The 26,300-nt window shown below is 34.9% G+C and carries 26 protein-coding genes; 8 read left to right on the top strand and 18 right to left on the bottom strand.

Annotated elements, in window-relative coordinates; genetic code table 11:
- Positions 1 to 51: 51 nt before the first annotated feature.
- The 8 genes from PEDSA_RS09585 to rpsA all read right to left on the bottom strand — a co-directional run bounded on the left by PEDSA_RS09585 (position 52) and on the right by rpsA (position 10,134).
- On the bottom strand, positions 52 to 3,078 hold the full coding sequence (locus PEDSA_RS09585; protein WP_013632958.1) for a tetratricopeptide repeat protein: 3,027 nt from the start codon (positions 3,076 to 3,078) through the stop codon (positions 52 to 54).
- 126 nt (positions 3,079 to 3,204) lie between these two features.
- The gene (locus tag PEDSA_RS19870; protein WP_013632957.1) at positions 3,205 to 3,627 is read right to left on the bottom strand and encodes a type II toxin-antitoxin system VapC family toxin; all 423 of its coding nucleotides are present in this window, start codon (positions 3,625 to 3,627) and stop codon (positions 3,205 to 3,207) included.
- The gene (locus PEDSA_RS20290; RefSeq protein WP_013632956.1) at positions 3,628 to 3,789 is read right to left on the bottom strand and encodes a hypothetical protein; all 162 of its coding nucleotides are present in this window, start codon (positions 3,787 to 3,789) and stop codon (positions 3,628 to 3,630) included.
- A 227-nt stretch (positions 3,790 to 4,016) separates the two neighbouring features.
- Entirely contained in the window at positions 4,017 to 4,955 is a 939-nt protein-coding gene (locus PEDSA_RS09575; RefSeq protein WP_013632955.1) for an aspartate carbamoyltransferase catalytic subunit, read from the bottom strand.
- A 2-nt stretch (positions 4,956 to 4,957) separates the two neighbouring features.
- Positions 4,958 to 5,506 (bottom strand): bifunctional pyr operon transcriptional regulator/uracil phosphoribosyltransferase PyrR, encoded by a 549-nt coding sequence (gene pyrR, locus PEDSA_RS09570; RefSeq protein WP_013632954.1) that lies wholly within the window; start codon positions 5,504 to 5,506, stop codon positions 4,958 to 4,960.
- 356 nt (positions 5,507 to 5,862) lie between these two features.
- Positions 5,863 to 5,988: a hypothetical protein gene (locus PEDSA_RS20510; RefSeq protein WP_281015313.1), complete on the bottom strand. Its 126-nt coding sequence runs from the start codon at positions 5,986 to 5,988 to the stop codon at positions 5,863 to 5,865.
- An 875-nt stretch (positions 5,989 to 6,863) separates the two neighbouring features.
- Positions 6,864 to 8,090, bottom strand: a complete 1,227-nt coding sequence (locus tag PEDSA_RS09565) for a hypothetical protein (protein ID WP_013632953.1) — start codon at positions 8,088 to 8,090, stop codon at positions 6,864 to 6,866.
- Positions 8,091 to 8,220: 130 nt separating this feature from the next.
- Positions 8,221 to 10,134: a 30S ribosomal protein S1 gene (gene rpsA, locus PEDSA_RS09560; protein WP_013632952.1), complete on the bottom strand. Its 1,914-nt coding sequence runs from the start codon at positions 10,132 to 10,134 to the stop codon at positions 8,221 to 8,223.
- Positions 10,135 to 10,367: 233 nt separating this feature from the next.
- On the opposite strand from rpsA, the gene PEDSA_RS09555 reads away from it, so the two are divergent.
- Complete coding sequence (locus PEDSA_RS09555; RefSeq protein ID WP_013632951.1) at positions 10,368 to 10,595, top strand: hypothetical protein; 228 nt, start codon at positions 10,368 to 10,370, stop codon at positions 10,593 to 10,595.
- A gap of 69 nt (positions 10,596 to 10,664) precedes the next feature.
- Here the strand turns inward: PEDSA_RS09555 and cmk are convergent, their stop codons facing one another.
- From cmk to lon, 4 genes are all read right to left on the bottom strand, one after another.
- Complete coding sequence (gene cmk, locus PEDSA_RS09550; protein ID WP_013632950.1) at positions 10,665 to 11,345, bottom strand: (d)CMP kinase; 681 nt, start codon at positions 11,343 to 11,345, stop codon at positions 10,665 to 10,667.
- Positions 11,346 to 11,598: 253 nt separating this feature from the next.
- Positions 11,599 to 12,570: a lipid A deacylase LpxR family protein gene (locus PEDSA_RS09545; RefSeq protein ID WP_013632949.1), complete on the bottom strand. Its 972-nt coding sequence runs from the start codon at positions 12,568 to 12,570 to the stop codon at positions 11,599 to 11,601.
- 53 nt (positions 12,571 to 12,623) lie between these two features.
- Positions 12,624 to 13,454: a universal stress protein gene (locus PEDSA_RS09540; protein WP_013632948.1), complete on the bottom strand. Its 831-nt coding sequence runs from the start codon at positions 13,452 to 13,454 to the stop codon at positions 12,624 to 12,626.
- 404 nt (positions 13,455 to 13,858) lie between these two features.
- On the bottom strand, positions 13,859 to 16,327 hold the full coding sequence (gene lon / locus PEDSA_RS09535) for an endopeptidase La (protein ID WP_013632947.1): 2,469 nt from the start codon (positions 16,325 to 16,327) through the stop codon (positions 13,859 to 13,861).
- A gap of 266 nt (positions 16,328 to 16,593) precedes the next feature.
- Between lon and PEDSA_RS09530 the strand changes: the two genes are divergently transcribed.
- Positions 16,594 to 17,208, top strand: coding sequence for a tetratricopeptide repeat protein (locus tag PEDSA_RS09530; protein ID WP_041537034.1), 615 nt, complete (start codon positions 16,594 to 16,596; stop codon positions 17,206 to 17,208).
- Here the strand turns inward: PEDSA_RS09530 and PEDSA_RS09525 are convergent.
- The gene (locus PEDSA_RS09525; protein ID WP_013632945.1) at positions 17,176 to 17,766 is read right to left on the bottom strand and encodes a sugar O-acetyltransferase; all 591 of its coding nucleotides are present in this window, start codon (positions 17,764 to 17,766) and stop codon (positions 17,176 to 17,178) included. The two genes, PEDSA_RS09530 and PEDSA_RS09525, sit on opposite strands and share 33 nt — an antisense overlap.
- A gap of 198 nt (positions 17,767 to 17,964) precedes the next feature.
- Between PEDSA_RS09525 and PEDSA_RS09520 the strand changes: the two genes are divergently transcribed.
- Entirely contained in the window at positions 17,965 to 18,288 is a 324-nt protein-coding gene (locus tag PEDSA_RS09520; protein WP_013632944.1) for a DUF493 family protein, read from the top strand.
- A 50-nt stretch (positions 18,289 to 18,338) separates the two neighbouring features.
- On the opposite strand, the gene PEDSA_RS09515 is transcribed toward PEDSA_RS09520, so the two are convergent.
- The 4 genes from PEDSA_RS09515 to PEDSA_RS09500 form a co-directional block, all read right to left on the bottom strand.
- Positions 18,339 to 18,794: a DUF1569 domain-containing protein gene (locus PEDSA_RS09515; protein WP_013632943.1), complete on the bottom strand. Its 456-nt coding sequence runs from the start codon at positions 18,792 to 18,794 to the stop codon at positions 18,339 to 18,341.
- Between the two features lie 116 nt (positions 18,795 to 18,910).
- Positions 18,911 to 19,345, bottom strand: a complete 435-nt coding sequence (locus PEDSA_RS09510; protein ID WP_013632942.1) for an Hsp20/alpha crystallin family protein — start codon at positions 19,343 to 19,345, stop codon at positions 18,911 to 18,913.
- Positions 19,346 to 19,440: 95 nt separating this feature from the next.
- Positions 19,441 to 19,890, bottom strand: a complete 450-nt coding sequence (locus PEDSA_RS09505; RefSeq protein WP_148233522.1) for a tetratricopeptide repeat protein — start codon at positions 19,888 to 19,890, stop codon at positions 19,441 to 19,443.
- A 411-nt stretch (positions 19,891 to 20,301) separates the two neighbouring features.
- Entirely contained in the window at positions 20,302 to 21,042 is a 741-nt protein-coding gene (locus PEDSA_RS09500; RefSeq protein WP_013632941.1) for a YoaK family protein, read from the bottom strand.
- 173 nt (positions 21,043 to 21,215) lie between these two features.
- Here PEDSA_RS09500 and PEDSA_RS19865 point away from each other — a divergent pair, with 173 nt between their 5' ends.
- The gene (locus PEDSA_RS19865) at positions 21,216 to 21,497 is read left to right on the top strand and encodes a transposase (protein WP_083811755.1); all 282 of its coding nucleotides are present in this window, start codon (positions 21,216 to 21,218) and stop codon (positions 21,495 to 21,497) included.
- 252 nt (positions 21,498 to 21,749) lie between these two features.
- Here PEDSA_RS19865 and PEDSA_RS09495 read toward each other — a convergent pair whose 3' ends face one another.
- Entirely contained in the window at positions 21,750 to 23,072 is a 1,323-nt protein-coding gene (locus tag PEDSA_RS09495; protein WP_013632940.1) for a caspase family protein, read from the bottom strand.
- A 385-nt stretch (positions 23,073 to 23,457) separates the two neighbouring features.
- On the opposite strand from PEDSA_RS09495, the gene PEDSA_RS09490 reads away from it, so the two are divergent.
- The 4 genes from PEDSA_RS09490 (at position 23,458) to PEDSA_RS09475 (ending at position 26,300) form a co-directional block, all read left to right on the top strand.
- Complete coding sequence (locus PEDSA_RS09490) at positions 23,458 to 24,675, top strand: site-specific integrase (RefSeq protein ID WP_013632939.1); 1,218 nt, start codon at positions 23,458 to 23,460, stop codon at positions 24,673 to 24,675.
- Between the two features lie 79 nt (positions 24,676 to 24,754).
- The gene (locus tag PEDSA_RS09485; RefSeq protein WP_013632938.1) at positions 24,755 to 25,084 is read left to right on the top strand and encodes an ArsR/SmtB family transcription factor; all 330 of its coding nucleotides are present in this window, start codon (positions 24,755 to 24,757) and stop codon (positions 25,082 to 25,084) included.
- A 117-nt stretch (positions 25,085 to 25,201) separates the two neighbouring features.
- Positions 25,202 to 25,666, top strand: a complete 465-nt coding sequence (locus tag PEDSA_RS09480; RefSeq protein WP_013632937.1) for a DUF6428 family protein — start codon at positions 25,202 to 25,204, stop codon at positions 25,664 to 25,666.
- Between the two features lie 19 nt (positions 25,667 to 25,685).
- Positions 25,686 to 26,300: a low molecular weight phosphatase family protein gene (locus PEDSA_RS09475; protein ID WP_013632936.1), complete on the top strand. Its 615-nt coding sequence runs from the start codon at positions 25,686 to 25,688 to the stop codon at positions 26,298 to 26,300.

Below are 26,300 nucleotides of genomic sequence, written 5' to 3'. Positions count from 1 at the left end.
GCTTTATTAATTTGAGCAACAAACCTTGCCCGTTTTCTCGTCTCTAATCTCTTACTTTCCGCTATTTAGTTTTTGTAACTTCTCTTTTGCTTCCGGTAAAATGTCATCGTTTCCTTCGTAATTATCGATAATACTTTGTAAAGTGCTTTTTGCCTGGAAAGTATCTTTCAGGGCGACATAGTTGTCTGCCAGCAAAAGGAAGCTTTTTGCTACCCAATAGTCGTAATTAGGCATATTATTAATCAAATCAAAACAAGTTTTCTGAGAAGCCTTATAGTCTTTTTTCTCATACTCGATTTTTGCGATTAAATACTTCGCTTCTGCAGCCTCAACAGTTTTAGATTTTTTAACCAAAGCATCGAATTCTTTTTGCGCAGCGGCATTTTCGCCTTTTATTAGGTACGCCTTTCCTGCATATAAAGTAGCCAGATCTTTATCCTGTTCAGACGACTTTTCGTACTCACGAATAATCTTAGCATATTTCAGAACCTCATCCGGAACAACTAAACCTTCATATGCTTTCATTAAATTGTTGATGGCATATTGGTAGTTTGCTTTATATTCCGATGCGATTTCTAACTTTTTAAGGTGTACAATAGCTTCGTTGTACTGTTTGTTTTTTAGGTAAATAGAAGAGATACTCATCAGCGCTCTTTCGGTATATTCACTGGTCCAATCATTTAGAATATATTCATAATCTATAATAGCCGGAGCATATTTACCCAGGTTTTTATAACTTTCTGCTCTGATGAACTTAGCCTGTTTGTCCTGAATTGCTTTAGGGAATTTATCAAAATAGGCATTAATAGATTCAACAGCGCCGTTCCAGTCACCTCTTAAGTATCTGGCATTTGCAGCCTGAAACATGATGTTGTCCTGTTCAGCAACAGTGTAGTTACCTATGGAAGTCGTATTTGCGTAGTCAATGAATCCGGTAGCATTTCCAGAATCGATATAAATGCGTTCTATAAGTTTTATAGCTTGTTGTGCCTCGTCTGTTGATTTATATTCGCTAACCACTTTTTTGAATGCATCCAGCGCAGCCGCATCATTTTGTTGGTCATAATAAACCAAACCGATGGTAACAAGCGCTCTTGGTACGTAAGAACTACGTGGATATTTTTCAATTAAAGCGACAAGGTCCGAACGTGATTTTTCACCTTGTCCAATTAAGAAATAAGTATAGGCAATTTCAAAACCGGCATCATCAGCATAATTGGAGTTAGGGAATTTATTCAACAAAGATTGCAGGGTTGCAATTTTTGTATCAGGTTGATTCATCAAACCTTCAATTACACCTCTTTGGAATAATGCATAATCCTCGCTGCTGGTTTTCGAAGCAATAATACGATTATAATAAGAAAGTGCCGCTCCGTAATTTTTAGAACCGAAATAAGCGTCGGCCAATCTCAATGTGGCATCGTTAATAGTAGATTGATCCTTCTCATTACCTTTTAAGAATTTGTCCAGATATGTTGCAGCTTTACCATAATTTTCTCCTTCTAAAGCAGCATAACCTAAAGCATAATTGGCATAATTGTATAGGTCAGTTTTCCTCGAGGCAGGCATTTTTAAGAAATTCTCGAAGTAATTTACAGACTCGCCATATTTCCTCACCTCATACATAGACTCTGCACACCAATACGTAGCTAAAGCATGTACCTCCGGATCAATAGGGTAGGTGTTTGATTTTAAGAACATTCCAATAGCGTTTTCAAAAGCCCTTTCATTATAGAATTCTAAAGCTCTAAAATAGGTTACCTTTTGATAAGCCTCTTTTGCGTCCTCGTCTTTATTTTTTATACCTTCTAATATGTCAATTGCTTCTCTGTAATTTTTGGTATTTAGAAGGATGTTCGCTAATAAGGTTTTGGCCTCATTTAATTTTGGAGAACGGGGGTAATTCTTTAAATAAGTTTTCGCTGCATCCAATGCGATATTGTGAAATTCCAATTCGTAAGAAAGTTTCGCAAAATTGAATAATGCGTCTTCCTGAATATCCGCATCAAAGTTCATCTTAGAACTTTCTAAAAACGCATTTCTTGCACCTTGTTTATTCAAAGTCTTCAAGTAGGAATCTCCAAGTGTGTAGAAACCAAATTGACTGTGTGCATTAAGATCTGCATTTAATTTAATCAATTGCTCTACCGCCTTATCATACTTTTTTAGCTTGTAGTAAGTATAACCAATTTGATACGAGTCCTGATTGTTTTGGCTTTTACCTCCGTCGTTAGCGATAAACTTCTCGTAATACTTAGCTGCATTTGCATAATCTTCCTTTGCGAAATAAGATGCTGCAACAATTCTGAACATTTGTGTTTCATATTGTTGCTGAGTAGTATTTAAGATAGGAATAGCATAAGCAATAACATCGTCATAACGCTTATCTAAAAAGTAAATTGCCGAAATATAATACGGATAACTTCTTTCGTAATTTTTAGAGTTTTTTAGTTTTTCAAAGCTTTTTAGAGACGCTTTATAGTCTTTATCCAAATATGCGATATAAGCGTAATAATAAGTCGCCTGTTCTGCATAATCAGATTTGGTGTCTTGCACCATATTGAAAAGAGGCTTGGCATCTTCGTAGTTTTGGACTTCGAAATAAGAGTAAGCGGTTTTGAATTTGTATTCAATGGCTTCATCCCCCGACATATCGATGGTGCTTACCTTAGTAAACCAATTTAAGGCTTCTTTATAATTGGCTTGTCTAAAGTAATATCTCCCAACCTGAAAGTAAGCTTGTTTAGTTTTTGCGCTCTCAGGATGTTGTCTGATAAAGCTTAGAAAAAGATCTATGGCATCATCATTTTTTAGCTCCAGAGCACACAAAGCCCTATAATATTGTGCGTTTATTTTGATTTCAGAAATATCAACTCTATTGTCAGCTTGTTCAGAGGTAGTATAATTTAACTTCTCTACGTCTCTGAATAAAGATGAAGCGGTTGCATATTTGCCTTTTTCAAGCAATTCCAATGCATTTTTATATTTGTCATTGATATGATATTGCAGAGGAGTTTGCGCTTCCAGATTTATTGCGGTATATAAAATAGAGGCAGTTAGGGTTATTTTCTTAAGCATAATGTATTTAAGCAATCTATCGATAATAATTCTATACCCAAAGGTAACTGTATTTTAGACAAAAATATGTAATCCACGTTTTAAACGAAATATTAACGCAAATAATATATTTAAATGAATTTTTGATTATCTTTTATTAAACACAAAATGGAGATTTTGTTTGATGTAGTGTAAAAATTTTCTGTCAGAGGAAACCAATATTAGTTTTTCTGTTATAGCATGTGATATGATAGCATGGTCGGCAGGATCATTATGTCCTTCTACAATGGTAAGTTTAGCTAACGTGGAAAGATGTTCTTTTGAAAAAGGGAGGATTTTGATGTCAAGATCTTTTTCTATACCCTCTACTATCTCTGTGGCTGTTTTGTATTTGTTAGGTTTTATTTTTTTTATTCGATATAACTGTATAAGTTCTGATACTACAATTGTATTTGTATAAAGCTGATTGGAATAATCGCCCAAAATCATTTTAGTATTATGGGAAATACTATCTGAATCCCCTAATACCAGAAATACTATTATATTAGTATCTAATAAGTATCGCCCCATTTATTTCAAAACGGCTTTCATATCTAATATTTCGCCGGGATTTTTTGCTATTTCAAGAAATGCTAACCAGGTTTTAGAGACTTTTTTGGATTTGTTTTTTGTTTCTTTTATATCCGTTTTTTGAATAGTTTCCTTTTCTGTTTTTTTAGTTGAAGCTGCCATAACTCACTTTTTTGATTTATACAAATTTACAGAAATTTTTTCTGATTATAAGATATAAGTATTTGAAGATGAATTGAGAGGAATAAACTGGTTTTAATATTGTGATAAAAGCAAACAGCGATTGTAATCGTAAATTATTATGGAGACTGAAATTGTCTCCATAATTTTCCTATACTTTAAAACTGGTTTTTTGCTGTATTAGATAAGCAGTAGCTGAAAAGCAAAATTTAATCTTTCTGGCTGGCCAGTAAATAAAGAACCGCCATTCTTACGGCAACTCCGTTTTCTACCTGGTTTAATATGATAGATTGCTTACTGTCGGCAACATCGCTGGTAATTTCGACACCCCTATTAATTGGACCGGGATGCATTACCGTAATTTCTTTATCTAATGAATCCAATATCTCTTTATTCAGTCCATACATCATAGAATACTCACGAAGTGAAGGGAAGTATTTAATATCCTGTCTTTCCAGTTGTATACGAAGCATATTCGCTACATCGCACCAGTTTAAAGCTTTTCTAAGATTGTGTTCTACTTTTACACCTAATGTGTTGATGTATTTAGGAATTAGTGTAGTAGGTCCGCAAACCATCACTTCAGCTCCTAGTTTCTGCAGACATAAAATATTCGACAAAGCTACTCTGGAATGTAATATATCACCTACAATAACTACTTTTTTTCCTGCAACTTCGCCATATTTTTCTCTTATAGAGAAAGCGTCCAATAAAGCCTGGGTAGGGTGTTCGTGTGCACCATCTCCGGCGTTTACAATCTGAGCATCAATGTGTTTACTTAGAAATATACCTGCACCTGGGTAAGGATGTCTCATAACTACCATATCCACTTTCATAGATAAAATGTTATTCACCGTATCAATAAGTGTTTCTCCTTTGCTTACAGAAGAACTTGATGCTGCAAAATTGATGATATCGGCAGAAAGTCTTTTTTGAGCAAGCTCGAAAGATAGTTTTGTTCTTGTCGAGTTTTCGAAAAAGATATTTGCAATGGTGATGTCTCTTAAAGAAGGCACTTTTTTTATCGGCCTGTTGATAACGTCTTTAAAAGTATCGGCAGTTTCTAATATCAGCTCAATATCATTCTTGTTTAGATCCTTAATTCCTAAAAGATGTCTTGTGCTTAACCTTTGTGCTAGCTCTGCCATTTCTATTTTTTATTATCTGAAATCAAAATTACTTTATCTTCTGTGTCTAGTTCTTTCCAGCTAACTACTACTTTCTGCGATGAAATAGAGTCCACCTTTATACCTATATAATCCGGTTCTATAGGTAATTGTCTGGAGTATCTTCTGTCTACCAAAACCAAAAGTTCTACTTTTGCAGGTCTGCCAAAAGCCAGCATTGCGTCCATAGCGGCTCTGATGGTTCTTCCCGTCCAGAGTACATCGTCGATTAAAATCACCTTTTTACCTTCAATAATAAAATCGATTTGTGTACTGTTAGGAAGCAGGGGAGAGTCACCTCTGCGGAAATCGTCCCTGTAGAATGTAATATCCAGATTGCCGTGATTAATCTCTGCTTTAGGCATGATTTTTTTCAATTCTTCGGCAATTCTTTTAGAAAGCGCAATCCCTCTTGGCTGTATACCAATGATTACGGAGTTTGAAAAGTCGTTATGGTTTTCTATTAACTGATGGCAAAGACGTTGTATCGTGATTTGAAATTTTTGACCATCAAGAAGGGTTAAATTCTGCATCAGTTCTTTGATTTGGACAAAAATAGGGAAAAATGCAATATGAAGCCAAATTTTAGTTTAGTAATGTAGAAAGTTCATTGCTTATTAATAGTAAGGGGTATGCTAATTATTTCGTTGGGCTGAGGCCTAAGATCTGATGTTGCTTTGTGTCATGAACTCGATACCTCATTTTTTTGGTTTCTTTTGTATCAAGACAAAATGCTTTAGCATTCTTGAGAGCCATATAAAACAATATACTCTATTCGAAAAAAAGAACTAGGCCCGTCCGGCTATTGAAGACGGTGGGCTATTTTATTCTCAAAACGCGTTGGGCACAAATTATCGAAACGGAAATCCTTCACGCTTCACATAGGCATTCAATTAACATTTTTGGTGCTGACATTCTTTTTCTTTTTTGAAAAAGAAACAAAAACATTTTCTTTTATGGCCTTAGCTCCAGCCTTACGCTCAGGGAAAAATGAAATCGCACCAACTTTTTCCAAAAGGAAGCAATTGAACTTTATCTATTGCTATATGATAATAACAGCAGGGAGAGTAAGTCTCTGAAGGAAATCCCATCCCTTTGGCAAAAGAGGCTCGGTTGTGCAATTTGTCTCTAAGTACAACCATTTTTACAATGAACATTGCAGACTTGTACTTTTTTTTAATGATTCGAACTCGGCATTATAAGATTTGGAGACCTTGTCCCGACTTTACGTCGGGGTAAAATCAGATAAATCTTTGTATACAGACAATCAATAAGTACAAACAAGCAATCCAATGTGTTGCAGAAAGCAACATAAAACAGTAGCGAACACACATATCCGGATTGCGCCATTAAAGATTTATCTAGATGGAGCGACAAAGATTATACGCCTTGATTTTCCTGCCTGCCGGCAAGGCAGGTTGGATACTTTTGTATCAAAGACAAAATGCTTTAGTATTCTTGAAGACCATATAGAAATATAAAGACTTTCTGAAAAAAGTATCTAGACCAGCCGCCGGCCATGAGGCGGACTAACTTTCATTCTTCGTATAGGCATTATACTAGGATGCAGTGACAAAGATTATGGGACTTGATATATACATTAATTTCTATTGATTTTTATCGGTATTGTATCATTGATGCTGATATTCTTTTTTCTTTTTTGAAAAAGAAACACGATGAATCTTTGTAATACTTTCTGAAAACGAACTGGTCCTGTCCAGCTATTTGGGGGGCGGTAAGCTCTATGCGAGGGAAAGAAAATAGAGTAGTAACAATAAGTATTGATGATAGAAATTATTAACAGAGAAATCCTTTGATTGCGCTTAAGCCCTGGCGAGGTAAGAACAGTACAAATTAACCCACTAGCCATTCCTAAAAACACCTCATCAATTAAAAAGAATAACAAGCCAAAATATAAAATGAGTTAAAATTGCTTTTGTATGTAGAAGATATTCCATTAGTCTTCTCGAAGCGAAAATCAAGCGCATAGTGGGCTTTTTTGGCACCAATGCCGAAGATATATCCCTGTTCATAGTTTCTAAGATTCGGTATGGCGGGTAATTTTTCTTCAGTAATGGTTCCATATCTGTTGGTATATCTTGTTTTCTCATTATTGATAGATACAATAAATGAATTTGTAATCCCGGCCTGAATAAAGACTCCAAAATCTTCTTGTTGATGAAACATGTATCTCAAAGAGTTACTCAACTTTAGAGATGAAACCTTAAAGTTATAGGAATCTATTAAGGTAGCCGTTCGAAATCCACTTTCATACAAATCTTTCTCATCCTTGTATTTTGTGTAAGCGAATAATAAATCGTTGTAGAAGTTTAATTTATAAAAGTTTCTGGGGATTGCTATGTTTAAAAATACACCAAATGTAGGTGTTATTTTTGGAACAAAATAGCTTACGTCTTTGATATTATAGCTTCTCCGCATTCCGCCAATAGTAGGTCCAAAAGTTAGTTTAGTAGTGTCTTTTGAACTTTTATAGGCTGTGTTTTTCTCTTTTTGTTTATAATATAACTCAAAAATATATTGGAGTCCGCTTGGCGAGTATTGTGCTTTTTCAATAGCAGCTTGCAAAGATAATGGATGTTCCAGGTATGCATAAATCTGCTTTCTATATTTCTGGTTTTCGAGAATCTGAAAGGATTCTGCTTCTACATATTTTTTATATATTAATAATTCGAATTTATCATTGTTTTTAATGTAGAAGTTATCCTCGGAAGAACTGCTTTTAAAAGAATAAAGGCTTTTTTCTCCATTAATAAGGACTTTTAGAAATACAGTTTTTGTTCTAGTTTCCGGCTTGGGTGAATTGTTATTAATGCGGTTTATATCCGATGGAGAATAAGATACATCTACATCAGCAGAAAGGTATTTTTCTTTCTCAACCTCAAATGAAAATATATCTTTCGGTTGTAATATCTCGTATGGAGAGGAGGGAGTTGCTTTGAATCTTATTTGTTCCGGATTATTATTCCAATTTTTATAGTCAATATATCCTTTTATTGTATCTCCTGTTAGATTAATGATTTTGGATTCTTTATAGTTTGTTTGGCAGTAGCTTGTATAGGTTATAAATATAAAAAGAAGAGTAAAATATTTGGTCATACTTTGTTTAGGTTTTTGCCCTAAAATAGCCTAAAATTATTAGAGTTATATTAATAATTGAAAAAGATTGAAATAAAAAAGCCTCTCTGGAATTCCAGAGAGGCCTATATAATCATAAAATTAATTCAGATTATTTTTTAGCTTCCATATCAGCTTTTAATTGAGCTAATACGTCTAAGTCGCCTAAAGTAGATTTTTCAACAGAATCTTTTACTTTTTTCACAGCGTTATCTGATGCTTTAGCTTCTTTTTTCTTAGCAGCTTTTTCTTCAGCTACAGCTTCAGCTTTAGCTTCTTCCCAGATACGAGCGTGAGAAACAACGATTCTTTTTGAGTCTTTATTGAATTCAATAATTCTGAACTCAGCAACATCATCAACTTTTAAGCTTGTTCCATCTTCTTTAGCTAAATGTTTTGTAGGAACAAAACCTTCTACACCGTAAGGTAATGCTACCAAAGCACCCTTGTCAGTAACTTTAGTTACAGTTCCTTCGTGTACAGAATCTAAAGTGAAGATAGTTTCGAAAGTATCCCAAGGATTCTCTTCTAATTGTTTGTGACCTAAGCTTAATTTTCTGTTTTCTGCATCAAGTTCTAAAACAATCACGTCTAATTCTTCACCAACTTTAGTGAATTCGTTAGGGTGGTTGATTTTTTTAGACCAAGAAAGGTCAGAGATATGGATTAAACCGTCGATACCTTCTTCGATTTCAACAAACACACCAAAGTTAGTCATGTTTTTAACAACAGCTTTGTGTTTGCTTCCTACAGGGTATCTTTCAGCAGCTTTTTCCCAAGGATCAGGAGTTAATTGTTTAATGCCTAAAGACATTTTACGCTCTTCTCTGTCTAAAGTTAATACAACAGCTTCGATTTCGTCACCGATCTTCATAAATTCTTGAGGATTTCTCAAGTTTTGAGACCAAGACATTTCAGAAACGTGGATTAAACCTTCAACACCAGGGATGATTTCTAAGAAAGCACCGTAATCAGCAACTGTTACGATTTTTCCTTTTACTTTAGAACCAATACCTAATTCAGTATCTAAAGATTCCCAAGGATGAGCAGTTAATTGTTTTAAACCTAAAGCGATACGTTTTTTCTCGTCATCAAAGTCAAGAACAACAACGTTAACTTTCTCATCTAAAGAAAGAACTTCTTTTGGATGCTCGATACGGCCCCAAGAGATATCTGTAATGTGAAGTAAACCGTCTACACCACCTAAATCGATGAACACACCAAAATCAGTGATGTTTTTAACAGTACCTTCTAATACTTGTCCTTTTTCTAGTTTAGAAACGATTTCAACTTTTTGTGATTCTAAGTCGTCCTCGATTAATACTTTGTGAGAAACTACAACGTTTTTGAATTCGTGGTTGATCTTAACAACTTTGAATTCCATAGTTTTACCTACGTAGATATCGTAATCACGGATAGGCTTGATGTCGATTTGAGATCCTGGAAGGAATGCCTCAACACCCATAATATCAACGATTAAACCACCTTTAGTTCTGCTCTTAACAAAACCATTGATGATTGTGTCGTTTTCTAAAGCCTCGTTGATCATTTCCCAAGAGCGTTGAGTTTTCGCTCTCTTACGAGAAAGAACCAATTGGCCATTTGCATCTTCTCTTTGCTCTACGAATACGTCTACAACATCACCAACTTTTAATTCTGGCATGTCGCGGAATTCGTTTAATGGAACTAAACCATCAGATTTGAAACCGATGTTTAATACCACGTCTTTGTTGTTAATAGTAACAACAGTACCAGCAATAATTTCGCCTTTTTCAACAGAATTGAAAGTACCAGCGTACAATTGCTCTAGTTTTTCTCTTTCGGATTGGCTGTAGTTACCGAAAACTTTGTCATCTGCATCCCAATCAAAATCAGCTGGATCTGCTTGGCGGCTAGATGATTTGATGTCGTCGATTGACAATGAATCAGCTTCTGATTCAAACGTCTCTTTTACGCGACCTTTAGTGTCTTGAAGTTCTGCTTCTTTTGCTTTTAACTCCTTTTCTGCTACTTGTTTTTTTGCCATTAAATAATTTATCTCCTTTTTCCCCGCTTTGGGGATGGCAAAGGTACTAATATATATTTGGAATTAGAAAATAAATTTGATTGATTTTGAGCATTTTGCATTTTTTACAGAATGCGTTTATTTTATTTTAAAAGGCAATATAGTCGCATATAATCATTTTAGGCCATTTACTTTTATATAGCTAAGCAATCGGCATTATATATGCTAATAATAGATAGATAAAGTGTCTTGCTATGAAAAATCAAAATGAAAAGAAAATAAAGGAGGCTAATCAGGATGAGATTGCTGCAGAAAAAGAATTCGATTCGAAGAAAACACTTAAACATCCCAATCCTGAGAAAAAGCAATATTCAATGGACGATTTTAGAAAGAAAGCCGAACATAAAATAACAAATACCATTGATCTTCCTCAGGACGAACAGCAATACGACCAGCATAATGAGGAGAAAGACCCAGAATAAATAACTTTGAAATCATTTATAAAGCTACATCTATAAGTCTCCAATTATAAATGTAGCTTTTAGCTTTGTCTATGCTAATTTTAGAAAAGGGGTAACCCTGTCAAGGGCGAAGTTTAATTGATCTTCTTCAGTAAGTTTTGTGTTATCCAGAATAATAGCGTCTTCGGCTCTGGTTAAGGGGCTTTCTTCTCTGGTAGTATCCAGGTAATCGCGGTGAGCGAGATTCTCGAAAATTTCTTCCAATGTGACATTTTCCCCCTTGGCAATAAGTTCCTTGTATCGTCTTTCAGCTCTTATTTTAGGATCTGCCGTCATGAAAAGTTTAACCTGCGCATGCGGGAAAACAGTAGTGCCAATATCTCTGCCGTCCATAACGATGTTTTTAGAACGACCCATTTTCTGTTGCTGTTTTACCATGGCAGTTCTCACTTGTTTAATAGCCGATATTGCACTTACATTTTCAGAAATATGCATTTGCCTGATTTCTTCTGAAACATCTTCTCCGTTTAGCAGAATATGTGTATTGTAGTCTTTAGCATGAAAATTAAGATCGATTTCGTCCAGTGCTTTTTTTACCTGGTCTTCATTCTGAAGGTCGATATGATTTCTTAGAAAATATAAAGTTACAGCTCTGTACATGGCCCCACTATCTACATAAATGAAATGAAGCTGTTTAGCTAGGGCCTTTGCTAAAGTGCTTTTTCCGCATGACGAATAACCGTCTATGGCAACAACAATATTTTTATTCATGAGACCGCAAAGATATCAATAAAAGGCGCTTCTCTTTATTTTGGAATGTTATTTTTTAGTTAGGTTATTTAAAAACAGAAGATGAAGCTAAGTTCTCAAAGTTTTTAGTTGGTTGTTTCCCAAAGGGATGCCATAGGGAAGTCTTTAATATTTATACTGATCAGGATGCATTCCGATCTATGCACTTTGTGGGTAATCTATCAAACTTTAAACTGCCATCGTCAGTCTCCACTTTCTATATCTTAGCTAAAACCTAAAGATTTTTGCCAAATTTATAAGCCACCCGAACACTACCGTATTGATGTGCTTTGGCGCTGCTTTCTATTTCTTTTGTTTTAAAAGTGAGGGAGAAGCCCAGGTTCCAGCGTTCTTTTGCATAAGCCAGTCCAGCTTCCTGAGCGAATACTAAAGGCCGGCTGTCAAAAGTAATTTCATTGTCGCTTTTCGGATTAAACATAGATCCCGATATTGTCGCATTATAAGCTACCCAGTTTAACCTTGGTTTTAAAAAGAAATAGAATTCGCCTTTGTACTTTCCTTCGTTTCCAATGCTGCTATTGGTTGCTACCGAATTGTTTAACGGATTTATCTTGCCCATTCGGAACAGAGCAGACATATCTAATCCGGAAAAATAATTACCCAAATGTGCACTAAATGGTAGGCTTAGGTCTAACTTTTTATTTTTGCTTTCTGTAAGTTTCAGTAAGTAAGAAACTTTGGTATTTATGCCAATTTCGTTTTCGATTTGATATTGCCAGCCGTCGATATTGTAGAAGCCAAATGCATGGTGATAAAATTCCTGCCCTTTATCAGCTAAAGAATGTTGTCCTATTGTACCAATTTGAATCTCGGCCCTAATTGAATTTTCATTTTTAAAAAGCCAATGCCTGGCATAGGATCCAAATAGATAGCCTGCAAAAGGCCTGTCAACATATCGTTGAGTGGGAGCATAGCCAGACTTTGGATTATACATTTGCTGGGCGACATTAAATTCCCAGATATTTTTAAATACTTTATCACTCCTTATACGGGCCGGCGATACTGCATGTCTTAAATTCAAAAACAGTCCGTTAGTGTAATACCTGTCTTGTCCGGTAGCCAAATAAGCATCATTGTCACTTATAAAGCCAAATTCGGAACGATAGGAGCTATTCTGACTATAGACGGATGAATAATCTAAGCTGAATAACAAGAGTATGAATAAAAGAGCTTTATAAGGATACATAAGGACTAAAACAGAAAATCCTGCTTTTTGGTATAGCAGGATCTTCCTGAAAATTATTTTTTATAAACCAATAGAGGTACGGTTGCTTTTAATACAATAGATTCTGTATTTCCGGCAAATAAAAAGCGTTCGAAAAAAGACTTATTTTGAACCGTAAACATAATAAGCAAAGAAGGATTATGTTCTGCAACATAAGCTTTAATATTGTTTATAACGGGTTTAAGCGCATTATTAGGGATAACTGTGAATTTAACCTTCTGATCATCATACTGCTTTTGTAAATCAGAAGCCATGTGTTCTCTTTGTTCGGTCTCGGAAGGAAATGCAAAATGAAGTAATTCGGTTTTAGCATCTAATTTTGAAGTGAAATCTAAAACCTTTTCCAATTCAGGTTTTAAATCTGTAAAATCAGAAGCATAAATTACATTATCAATTTTTTTAAACTGATAGCTTGATGGAATTGCAAATACAGGGATAGTTGTTTTGTTAATAATATTCAGCGTGTTGGTACCCAGATATTTTTCCATTTTAGAAGCCCCTCTTGCTCCAACGCAGATATAATCGAAGTTATCTTTCTCTGCATAATTAATGATGTTGCCATGCGGCACAACAGATTCTTTAATGATACAATCGTATTTCTGAGGAGTAACATTCAGTTTAGCATAAATGCCTTCTATAAAACTTTTTAATACCTGACCGTCTTCTAACTCCTTGTTTTTTTCCAAAATAGCAAAGTCTTCATCATTAAGTTCATACGGATGGCCCACATGTAACGAGTGAAAAAAAGTAAGTACAATATCTGTGTTTTGATCGGCAAGCTGGATAGCAAATTCTATTGCAGATTTGGAATTTTCTGAGTAATCCGTCGCTACTAGTATTTTCATAGTATTAGGTTTTTAAAATCAATATTTACGGAGTTAAATTAGCTATAAAAAACTACTTAATAAAAAAGAACGATCATTAGTAGCCAATTTAAAAGAAAAGTACATAAATTCTCATGGAAATTCACAAACCTTATCGCTATAGGAGACTTCACTTAAGGAAAGTCTTTGTCATAGATTTAATAAACCGTGTGTGATATTTTTTAATGCGGTTTGTGGTGTATTTATGATGTAAGATCGTTAACAACATCCAAATTAGGGATAAAAGACAAGAGGCTGTGCCGAAAATTATCCCTATCCTATCTATTTAGTGAAGAAAATCCTACTGATGAATCGGAGGGACTTTCCTGAAAATCGTTGAAATAGACAATGTTTTTGTTTTTCGAACAGCCTCTTTCAGAAGATTATTAATCTTCCGATGCTTTTTTATATGTTAAATCCAGTGGTTTTTTAACTTTTTTATCCATTAAAGCAAGTTTAATTACCTCACTCATCTCGCTAACATAATGGAAATTTAAGTCTTTGATATAACTTTCCTTAATTTCCAGAATATCTTTTTTATTAGACTTACACAGTATCACATCTTTGATATTAGCTCTTTTTGCGGCCAATATTTTCTCCTGAATACCACCTACAGGCAGAACTTTTCCTCTTAAGGTGATTTCTCCGGTCATGGCCAAATGAGGTTTAACCATTCTTTGGGTAAATGCAGATGTTAATGCAGTTAGCATAGTGATACCTGCAGAAGGACCATCTTTAGGTGTTGCTCCGGCTGGTACGTGGATATGTACGTCCCATTGGTCGAATATTTTGTAATCAATACCAAACTCCTCTGCATGTGCTCTGATATAAGCCATAGCGATGCTGGCAGATTCTTTCATGACGTCTCCCAGATTACCTGTAAGTGACATCTTGCCTTTTCCGGGACTTAAGCTGGCTTCGATAAATAAAATATCACCTCCCACCTGAGTCCAGGCCAGACCTGTCACAACGCCTGCAAATTCATTACCTTCGTAAAGATCTTTGTCATAGATAGGCGCACCTAAAATATTCTCCACTTCCTGAGGACCAAAGTTGATGTTATATTCTTCCTCCATGGCTATTTTAGTAGCCGCACCTCTTACAACTGCACCAATCTTTTTCTCTAAACCGCGGACGCCTGATTCTCTCGTATAATCTTCAATAATCTTCTCGATAACCGAATTCTTCAGATTAACATCTTTAGATTTCAAACCATGAAGTTCTTTTTGTTTAGGAAGCAAGTGTTTCCTGGCAATCTCTATTTTTTCTTCTATTGTATAGCCATTAACTTCTATAATTTCCATCCTGTCTAATAATGCAGGTTGAATAGAACTTAGCGAGTTGGCGGTTGCAATAAACATTACATTAGAAAGGTCGTAATCCAGTTCCAGGAAATGATCGTTAAAAGCATTGTTTTGTTCGGGATCTAAAACCTCTAAAAGCGCAGACGAAGGATCGCCTCTGTGGTCGTTCCCAACTTTATCAATCTCATCCAAAACAAATACCGGATTAGCACTTCCCGCTTTTTTAATAGATTGGATTACTCTTCCCGGCATAGCACCAATATAGGTTTTTCTATGTCCTCTGATTTCCGCTTCGTCTCTTACACCGCCCAAAGCCATACGCACATATTTTCTGCCTAAAGCCTTGGCTATAGATTTACCCAACGAAGTCTTACCAACCCCAGGAGGGCCAACGAGACATAAAATAGGCGCTTTCATGTTATGTTTTAGCTTTAAAACAGCCAGATATTCTATAATACGTTTCTTAACTTTTTCAAGCCCGTAATGGTCTTTATCCAGTATTTTTTGTGCTCTTTTTAAATCGAAGTTATCTTTGGTAGAAAAGTTCCACGGTAAATCCAATAAAACTTCCAGGTAGTTTATCTGTACAGAATAATCCGCCGCCGCCGGGTTCATCCTGGCCAGTTTATCCAGTTCTTTGCTAAAGTGGCTTGCGGTGTCTTTGCTCCAAAGCTTTTTCATCGCTCTGGCACGAAGATTTTCGATCTCCATATCAGGAGAGTTCCCACCTAATTCTTCCTGTATGGTTTTTAGCTGCTGGTTTAAGAAATAATCTCTCTGTTGCTTATCCAGATCCACTTTAACCTTATTTTGTATCTGGTTTTTAAGTTCAAGCATTTGTAGTTCGAGCGTAAGGTGCTCTAAAACCATTTCGGCTCTCGTCCTCAGGTTGGCAACTTCAAGCATTTTTTGTTTCTCCGAAACAGTACCATTCATGTTCGAAGAAATAAAATTGATCAGAAAAGGAGTGCTTTCTATGTTTTTGATCGCTATTCCTGCTTCCGATGGGATGTTTGGAGAGTATTGGATAATTTGCATGGCCATTTCCTTAACAGAAGAAACCATTGCTTTAAACTCTTTATCCAGTTTTGGTCTAACCTCTTCAAATTTAGTGACAGCGGCTTTGAAATAAGGTTCCTCCTGCAGTTCTTCCTGCAATTGAAATCTGTTTTTACCTTGTATAATAACTGTTGTGTTGCCATCCGGCATTTGCAACATCTTGATGATGACGGCAACTGTTCCGATAGTATTGAGATCGCTGAATTGAGGATCCTCGATGCTTACATCTCTTTGGGCCACAACACCAATGGTTTTATCGCCTTTGTAAGCGTCTTTTATCAGTTTTATAGATTTATCCCTGCCAATAGTGATAGGAATAACTACACCGGGGAATAATACCGTATTTCTAAGTGGTAATATAGGTAATACCTCAGGCGTTTGTTCGTTATTCATTTCCTCCTCGTCCTCTTGTGATATCAGAGGGAAAAATTCTGTATCTTCAGTAATCAATGGTAATGCTTGGTTAAAATCGAAATTATCGAATTTGCTCATATTAAATTTGTTTGAACGCCAATTTGTCAGATTGTAACGTAGAAAAATAACCTTTATGTTGGAAGACTTATAAAGTCCAACAGTTATGCCAATAATAAATATCAGTCTAAATTAAGCTATTCTCTGATTTTTCGGTTATAAATACGGTTTATTCATGTAATTTAGTCATGAAGTAATGGCTGTGAAAATATTTATCGTCATATAACGTTACTAAATAAAATTCTACGACAAAAAAAGTAAATTGTGAAGGGGGAACCCTGAAAGGAATGAGAAGATTATTAATTTTTTTTAACGTTTTACTGCCCATAAGCATGTTGGCGCAGGAACCATTTGAACGTCTTGGACAAAGATCGATGATGAATGGTGATTTCAGTAGTGCTGCAAATTATTTCGAAAAAGCTTATTCGGCTGACAATTCTAACATGAATGTGCTTTACCTTATGGGATATTCGGCCTACCATGCCAATAATTACAGGAAATCTATCAGCGCTTTCGATAAGCTTATTTCCTTTAAGCCGGATGAATCTATCGCTTACTATTACCGAGGAAAGGCTAAGATGAATCTCTGCCAACAGATAAAGGATCTAAATTCAAGTGATAAAGAACCATTGTTATTAGGCGCAATTAAGGATTTTACTACGGGAATATCCTTAACTCCTGCCGATATGAAATTTTATCAGAACAGGGGATTGGCCTATCAGGAATATGGAATTTATAAAAGCCAAAAAATAAACGGAGTTTACAATAAAAATGCGGTAATCTCTGCAGCAAATTCTTCCATAGCAGACTTTAAGAAAGTTCTTAATGAAAATTCTGGCAGAAAGGATATCCTGAATCAGATAGAGCGATCAAAGCAAATTATTGTAGATATCAGCAGGTAAGTCTGATTTATTCAGCGTTTTTATCACCTTAGCCGGATTACCTACCGCGAGACAATCCTCGGGAATATCTTTGGTAACAACAGAGCCCGCGCCAATAACACTTCGGTTACCGATTTTTACACCGGGACATATGGTTGTATTGCCGCCAATCCAGCAATTATTACCTATGCTGATAGGTTTTCCCAATTCGTATTCCAATCTTTCTTTAAAATTCAATGGATGCGTAGCCGTATAAATCTGGACATTAGGACCAAACATAACGTTATTACCAATATCTATCTTACAAACATCCAGCAGTACACAGTTAACATTGAAATAGACATTCTCTCCGCAATAAATGTTATAGCCATAATCGCAATGGAATGGTGGTTCAATGTATAATTTCCCGGACGTGTTAGGGATCAATTCCCGAATAATGCTTTTGGCAGTTTTTGTAACCAGATACTCGGAAATATTAAGCTGTCTGAGCAGGCGTTTGGCATGTCTTCTTTCCTTCATCAATATTTCATCCTGAGCATTATACGGCAAGCCAGCAAGCATTTTTTCTTTTTCGGTCATGTCACGTGATAAGTTTGTAAAGCGCATTCAAATACAGAAACGACTGACAAATTAGCAATTTTTAGAACAGGTATAGCTTTTGATTGTTAAATTAAAAAAAATATTAAACGCAAAGCATAGAAAGTACGGGTTTGCTCTTAGAGAGCCTGGTGCTTACTTGATGTTTTTTATGGTTTAAAAAATGTAATATGGATTAGTATGGAAGATCAAAATAAGATAATTAATTTTCAGAATTTAGATGACGGGTTAGATAAAGGAAAAGACTTTTATGTTACTTTCAAAGAGAAACTGGAACAGGTGCAGGCTTTCCCCGGTAAATACAATTTCAAATTTATTGTAAAGAACCAAGAAGGTAGGATAGAAGATTTAAAGACAATATTTCCTGAAGATACCATTCAGAAAAATGAATCAAAAAATGGTAGTTATGTATCCGTAACTATTCTGAAAGAGGTTAAAGATGCAGATGAAGTTGTGGCTTACTACAAAAAAGCCGGAACGATAGAAGGTATCATGATGCTTTAAAATAAGGAGGTTGTTTTTTGTATTCTTATACAATATCAACCTCTTTAAAATTATACACCAAATTGTGTGAGGTGGTGGTCCAGGTGTTTATAAAACATATTGTTCCATTCTTTTGTGTCTAATACACCGAAAGAGTGTGATTCTTTACCCTCGAAATGAGCTTCTCCAAGCTCTTGTGTTCTTTTGATATAATGGACCAGCCTTTGTTTCTCTTCTTCAAAATTTTTGCTGTCTTTAATGATAAATTCCGAAGCAGTGGGACTATTTTGCTTATAAGGTTTTTCCCCCACAACCATATTCTTAACAAACATTTTTAGCAGAAATCTTTTAAAAGCATTTGGTTTCGGATGCTTGTCTTCATAAACCATTTCGTAGGTAACATTACAATGTGCCAGCATTTCGGCAACGGACATCTTTCCCCAGGAAGGTTGACTATCCGAGCGTAAAGAGCTAATGCGGTTGATAAGTTCCTGTACCACATTTGCCTCAAAAATATTTTTTATCATGCTATTCTATTAACAACACGAATATAATAAAATCTGGAAGTGATAGAAGAAGGGAAGAATTAAACAGCCTTTTTGCAGATTGGCAGCATACAAAAAGGCTGTTATAGGGATTCGGACTACTCGATACTGATTTCTTTACTTGCTTTAACCTGTACTTCTGATTTTGGCAAGGTTAAATGGAGCACACCGTCAGAATAAGAAGCTTTGATGTCGTTGTCTTTAACATTCTCGGGTAAACGGAAACTTCTGGTAAATGAGCGGAAATTGTATTCTCTTCTTGTGTACTCCTTCTTTTTATTGTCTTCCTGCGTATCTGATTTTGTTTCTGCGCTGATAGTCAAAATGTCGTCATCCACCTTTAGGTTGAAGTCTTCTTTCTTAAATCCCGGCGCAATAACTTCAAGCGCATAATTTTGTTCGTTTTCGGCAATGTTTACAGCCGGAAATTCTTTGTCGAAACTTTTTAACCAGTTGTTGTCGAAAAAATTGTCGACATTAAAGAAATCAACCCAAGGGGACATTCCCCTGTTTTGTCTTGCAAGATTTGCCATAATAAACCTCCTTGTTTTTGATTATTAGATAGATACCTGAAATAAAGCAAACAATGTTCCAAGCTGTTGCTTTAAAGTGTTAATTTTTTGTTATTTCAATTGAAGATATTTGAAGAAGATTTGATTTTTATGTCAGCATATTGCCAGGACTGATCAAAAGCGGATTTGACCGTCTGCGCAGCGTTGTTTTTATGCTGAATTATTAACGAATTATATAACCCTATCAGCGCCCATCCGTTTTTCTTCCATATTTGTAAATCCTGTCTGTATATTTTTTCGGCTTCACTATATTTTTTATCTCGAATCAATGCTGCTCCAAGATGGTATCTTACCGAGAAAAACCAGTCAGGAGGTTCATTGTAATTAAGATGATCTTCCATTGCAACGGCTTCTTTAAGTAGAGAAACAGAGCTTCCATAGTTCTTTTCCTTCATAGCTATTCCTGCAGCAAGTACTTTTGATGCAATTTGAGCTAGATCTGCTGTAGTATTGATACCCCAAATGAAGAGATGTAGCAAACTTGTGTCAGTGGCAATTTTGTTCAAAGTGATTGATTCATTTTCGCGCACTCTTTACATCATTCTTTCCTAAATAAGCTAATCCTCTGGCATACTGCCATATAGCTTTGGGATAAATAAGACCTTCAGTTGCTTCCTCTTAAATAGTTACACTTCTGGTGCAATTCTTCACAATTGCTTGTTACCAAAACCTGTACTCATCTGTCGCTTTGCTTGTATTCTTCCTGCACTTTTCCTGCGATTTTCTTTCATACCGTAAGAGCGACGTAAGAGAAACGTAGGACAATCGTAAGAAAAACGTAGGACAATCGTAAGAGGAACGTAAGACAAACGTAAGACAATTGTAAGTGTTGCAAGGGAGATGGTACAAAGGAGCCAAGGAGAAATGTAAGAGAAACGAGGGAGAGCCGAAGGAGAAGGTCTATTCTGAATATCTTGTTATAGGTCGCTTTTCTTTTCGTGATGATGTTTCCTGCTTTGGATGATTAGTCTTAATTTTAAGTTGTCATAGATTACCCCAATTATTAATACTGTAGCTGCAATGGCTAGTATATAAAGCCCTAAAGTCGGATAAAGAATGCCTCCCAAAAGCCCTCCAAAAAAGAAAAAGGTAATAATAGTTAGGCGCAATTTGATAGAAGAGTAAAGTTTTACTTTTTGGTCCTTTTCTCTATAAAAGAAAAGCTGTGACAGCTCAATCCCTAAGTCTGTAAATAATCCCGTTAGGTGCGTGGTTCTAACAGTTGCATTAGAAATTTTTGTTACTAATGAATTTTGTAATCCCATAGCAAATAGCAAAGAACAAGCAAGAAGATTGGGATTTTTAGAAATTAAAAACTGTCCCGATACTGCTAATAAAAGAAGGATAATACTTTCGACAATGGTGGGGATTATATAAATTAATCTGTCGCTTGTTTTTGATATGGTTTCAACAATAAAGTTCGATGCAAATGAACCTAAAAAGAAGAAGAAAATGTATAAAAAATAGATAAACCCTTGCCAAAAATTGAGTTTAAAAATTTCGTCAACAAAAAAAGCAAAATGCCCCGTTACATTTGTTGTTAAGCGTTGGACAGCTAAAAAACCAGCTACATTTACAATTCCTGCCACAAAAGACAACAAAGAAGCAATATTTAAATTATGCTTTAATGTTCTTGTCTTTCCCTTATGTCTAAACATAAATTACTTGTCCAGTTAAATCGTTTGTGTTGCTCTTCCCAAATGGAATATAGCAGTCCGCCAGCTTGCGTAGTGTGGAGGTTAACGGCAACTTAAGCTTGGGCTTGAATAAAGATAAATAAAAAACGAATATAATGTGTTTGGGAAGGAGAACCAAAGCATAGGGATTACAAATAAGGATATGCCTGGAAATAGCAATAGCCAGTTCAGAATACTGTGGTAAGGTCAGCCATTTCAAAAAGCTTGATAACAGTATCCATAAACCACTTTACGACAAGATGCATCAAAAGCTAAGCGAGAACAAAGCTTACCATCGCAGATTGGTGAAGCGGCGGAGTTCCACGGTAGAGCCGGTTTTGGGAACCCCGCTCAACAACCACAACATGAAACGGTTGAACAGCCGCGGGATGGCACAGACGAACAAGCATGTGCTCATGGCAGCCCTATGCTTATAATTTGAAGAAATACCTGAAGTTTGAACGTAAGAGGCCTCTGGTTTTAAGCATAGCTTTACAAAAAAGCAAGCCTTTGTTTGTTTGAAAGGGCCATATATAGTTTGTTTTTAGCCGATACCGGCTTCTTTAAAAATCCAAAACCTAAATTCTTTTTTAAAACAAACCTCGCTTAAAAAGGCTTAAACAAAGTCTGATATTTTGTATTTTCTTGGAAAATTGTAGTTGTGCAACAGTTACCCGTGTTGGCTGTAGTTATATTTTGAACTTTATTTTGTCTATAGGAATTTCTAAACTCCCGCATCCTTTAAATGCGTGAGGTAACAAATTCATAAAATCAATTGTGAAAATTGTGTCATTAAAATAAAAATCAAGTTGAGATGTATATTCAAAAGTAGAGTATTCATTAAGTATTTCTTTGCATTCTTCATCTCCATATTGGTCTATCATTGTGGATAAAAAATTTTCTAGGTTAGAGAAATTGCTGTAATCTAAAATATCATAGAGTGAAATCTTTCTATCAGGTTTGAATGCAAAATTTATACTATAAATATAATGATTCGGATGAGCCCCTCCAAAATAATCACTTCGTCCAATTGTCACGCTTAGAAACTTTTCATTTAAAGTATGTATATTGTACCCAACCTCAAGATAAAATTCCATTTCACTACTACGAGATATAGAATAGCCTTCGTCTTCGGTAATAAAAACACGGACATCATTAATGATAGAATATCCTAATTGCTGAACAAAAGCATTGATAAAATTATTATTGAAATACTTATTTTCATTGAAAAATGGTATCTCAAATGTGCTGTCAATTTTAACTTCTTGATTAATTTCTAATGGAATTTGTATAGATTTTATAATACTAGAACCATCTAACTTACGTTTGAAAAAAAACGTCCCACCTTTATCCCCGGAACTTATCAAAGAGCCAAATTCGGGTGTTTGTTCTCTTTTTTGATTAAACTGTAGTATTGTTCTTTCCGAAAGTTGATTAAATGATAATTTCTCTGAAGTATTATCTTTCAAAACATCAATTAGAACTGTATTAAATGGACTGTTTTCAATACCATCACTAACTTTTTCTAGTCCACCTGAAGTTAAAGCTTGTCTTGAAAACTTTCCATCTAATGCTACTGTTCCACCACCTCTATTAATTTCAAATATTGCACCTGAAAAACAGCTATCTGAAATTAAAGCGATGTGTTTTGCTGGAGATGCACTAAAAAATTTTAGTAAATCATTAAGGTTGAACCAAGTTGTTACACTGTTCTTCTTTGAGTCAGAGCATAGCCAATATGTTGTTCCTAGATTAGGGTTGAACTCACCGTGACCAGCAAATAATAAGAGTATGTTATCTGAATCCACAGAATTAATGAACTCATTATAAAGTTCATCATATAAAAATGATAATGTAGTTTGTTCAGGCTTTGTAAATAGTTCAAATGAATCAAACTCATAGAGATTTGACAAAGTATCGATGAGTAAATTTATGTCTTTTATACAGTTTTGAAGATTCTTAATTGTCGGATCTGAATATTCGTCAATTGCTATTGCTATTATTTTGTTCATCTTGGTGGGGCATATAATTACAGCCAACGGTTCGGGTATTGCCGAAGGCGGGGTTTTTAGCACAAAAGTTCAATCGACGAACGAAAGTTGAACCTTGCACAAATGCTTAATCGAAGCCGTTCAGCCCCGCTTTTGGCAATACAATGTTATCAAAAATATTAAATCGTATGTTTCATATTTCTTTATATTGCTTATATATCAGCTATTTATGAATTTAATAATTTCAATTTAGTGCAACAAAATGCAAGTAAAACATTGTTTTGTTGTACTAAAAGTTGTACCTTAGTATCGCGTTGCACCGCTTTGATATAGCCAATTAAAAAAGCACTTCATCACTTTGCATTAGATTATAAATATAGTATAACCATTCTAAAATCTTATCGTTATGGCTTCAATAAAATTAATTCTTAGAACCAGTCAAGAGGATAAAGCAGGACAAAGTCCGTTATACATTCGTGTCATTAAGGATAGAAAAACAAAGTTCATTACAACTGGAGTAAAGCTAAAAACTACAGAGTGGGATGATGCAAAGCAGAAAGTAAAAAAGAGTCATTCCAATAGTGCAAGAATGAATGCTTTCTTAGCTCAAAAGATTGCAGATGCTCAAGGTTTGGTAGCAGATCACGAAAGAAAGCGTAAAAATGTTTCAGCTAAAAAATTAAAAGAAGCTATTAAGGGCAAAGATGCCGAGTTGTTTTTTGAATACTGTAAAAATAGATGTGCTCGTATCAAAGGAACTGTTTCCGTAGCAACTCATAGAAACTATGTACAATATGTAGAGAAGTTCAAGAAGTTTGTAAAGGACGAAGAATTATATTTTGATGATATTACAGTTACGATGTTGAAAGATTACATCAATTATATGTCAAACACACTGAAAAATGGAGCAACAACCATACATTATTCCATCAGAATTTTGTCTTTAATGTTCAAGGAAGCAGCGAGAGAAGATATTATACCAGATTCATTATATCCATTTTCAAAAGTTCAAATAAAAAGAGATAAAGGCAAACGATTATTCTTAAACAAAGAGCAGTTGGAGCAATTGAAAAACTTCAAAATAGAATACGAAGGAAAAGACGAGGTATTCAGAGATATGTTCATTTTTTCGGTGTATGCAGGAGGTTTACGATTCAGTGATGTAGTCACACTCAAATGGGAAAACTTTAATGCAAAGGAAAATAGAATCACCAAAACGATACGCAAAACAGGTCGTCAACATAGTTTTAAAATAGGACAACAAGCTTTAGATATTTTACAGCAATATAAATCAGAAATAGCCAAACCATCCGACTTTATCTTTCCAATTATCGAAGATCAGGAATTGTTTGAAATGAACAAAGATACCGAAGCACATATCATTAATGCGAAGAACATTTTATGCGGTCAGAAACTACGTAGATTAGGTAAAGCAATGGAATTGCCTTTTACATTATCATTTCATTTAAGCCGTCATACATTTGCTACCAATGCTTTAAATAATGGTATGCGGATTGAATATGTTTCAAAATTAATGGATCATTCCGATATCGGTATTACACAGATTTACGCCAAAATAATCAGCGAAGAATTGGATAAAGCGGTTGAACAATACGTGAATTAAATTCAATAACTAAATTTTTATTGAATTATTTTGAAGTAAAGAATTTATATCGTAATATTGCGATATAAATATGTAAGATATGGGAATTACTAAAACAGAAATATTTACAGAAGAACAAAACCGTTTAGCAGTATTGTTTAAGGTTTTGGGACATCCTGCTCGTATCGCTATTTTACAGCATATTATCAACCAAAAGGCTTGTATTTGTAATGATTTGGTAGACGAATTAGGTTTGGCACAAGCAACAATATCACAACATTTAAAAGAACTTAAAAACATTGGTATTATACAAGGTTCGATAGAAGGTAAATCGGTTTGTTATTGTATTGAGGAAAAAGTTTGGAACGAAATACAAAGCGAGTTAGTTACTTTCTTCAAACAAGATGTAAATGTAAAACAATGCTGTTAAAGGCATTTTTTTCAGCACATACGTATCGTAATATTGCTATAATACATTATTATAAATAACAACTATAAAAGCTTTTATCATTAATATCACTTTATTAAAAACTAAAATTCATTTGTTATGAAATTATCAGAAATTAAAGAAATATTGCCAACATTAGAAAATGTTGAATTTCAATTAGAAGACGGAACTTTCGTACCTGAACACTTTCACATTACAGAGGTAGGACAAATCACTAAAAATTTTATCGATTGTGGAGGAACTATCAGAAATGAAAAAGTAGTGAACTTCCAACTATGGAATGCTGATGATTACGAGCACCGTTTAAAACCAGGTAAACTTTTACATATTATAGAAGTTTCTGAAGCTAAATTAGGTATTGAAGATTCTGAAATAGAAGTAGAATATCAAGCAGGTACAATCGGTAAATACGATTTAGAATTCAACGGAAAACATTTTATCCTGAAAAATAAGAAGACAGCTTGTTTAGCTGAAGATGCTTGTGGTATTCCTTCACAAAAACCAAAAATAAAATTATCAGAACTACAGTCATCTTGCTGCACCCCTAATTCAGGATGTTGTTAAAATTCTAAACACAATAACAATGTACCCACAACTAAAAGTTTACTTAAATAAGTTTATAAATTTAGAAACAATATCTACCGATCGTAAGGCTGTTCTACAGCCTTTGGTAGATTACATTCAACAAAAAGTAAATCAAAATAAAGCCGTAAATCTCAACTTCATTTGCACTCACAATTCACGTAGAAGTCATTTGTCGCAAGTTTGGGCGCAAGTAGCATCAGTATATTTTGATATTTCGAATGTGTACTGTTATTCTGGGGGGACGGAAGAAACTGCATTGTTTCCAAAAGTAGCTGAAACACTAGAAAATCAAGGTTTTCAAATATTCAAAATTTCCGAAACTAATAATCCTATTTACGCTATTAAGTTTGATGAAAACGAAATGCCTATTATTGGTTTTTCTAAAAAATACGATAATGCTTTCAATCCTGTTTCACAATTTGGTGCTATAATGACTTGTTCGAAAGCAGATGAAGGTTGCCCTTTTATTGCAGGTGCAGAAAAAAGAATACCCATTACTTACGAAGATCCTAAAATTTCGGATGGAACGCTTCGACAAACTGAGGTTTATAAGCAACGCAGCATTCAAATCGCAACCGAAATGATGTACATATTTTCACAAATCACAAAATAA

This window comes from Pseudopedobacter saltans DSM 12145 (assembly GCF_000190735.1).
GTDB classification, from domain to species: domain Bacteria; phylum Bacteroidota; class Bacteroidia; order Sphingobacteriales; family Sphingobacteriaceae; genus Pseudopedobacter; species Pseudopedobacter saltans.
Note: the sequence above shows the minus strand (reverse complement) of the source record. Positions and strands in the feature narration are given on the sequence as shown.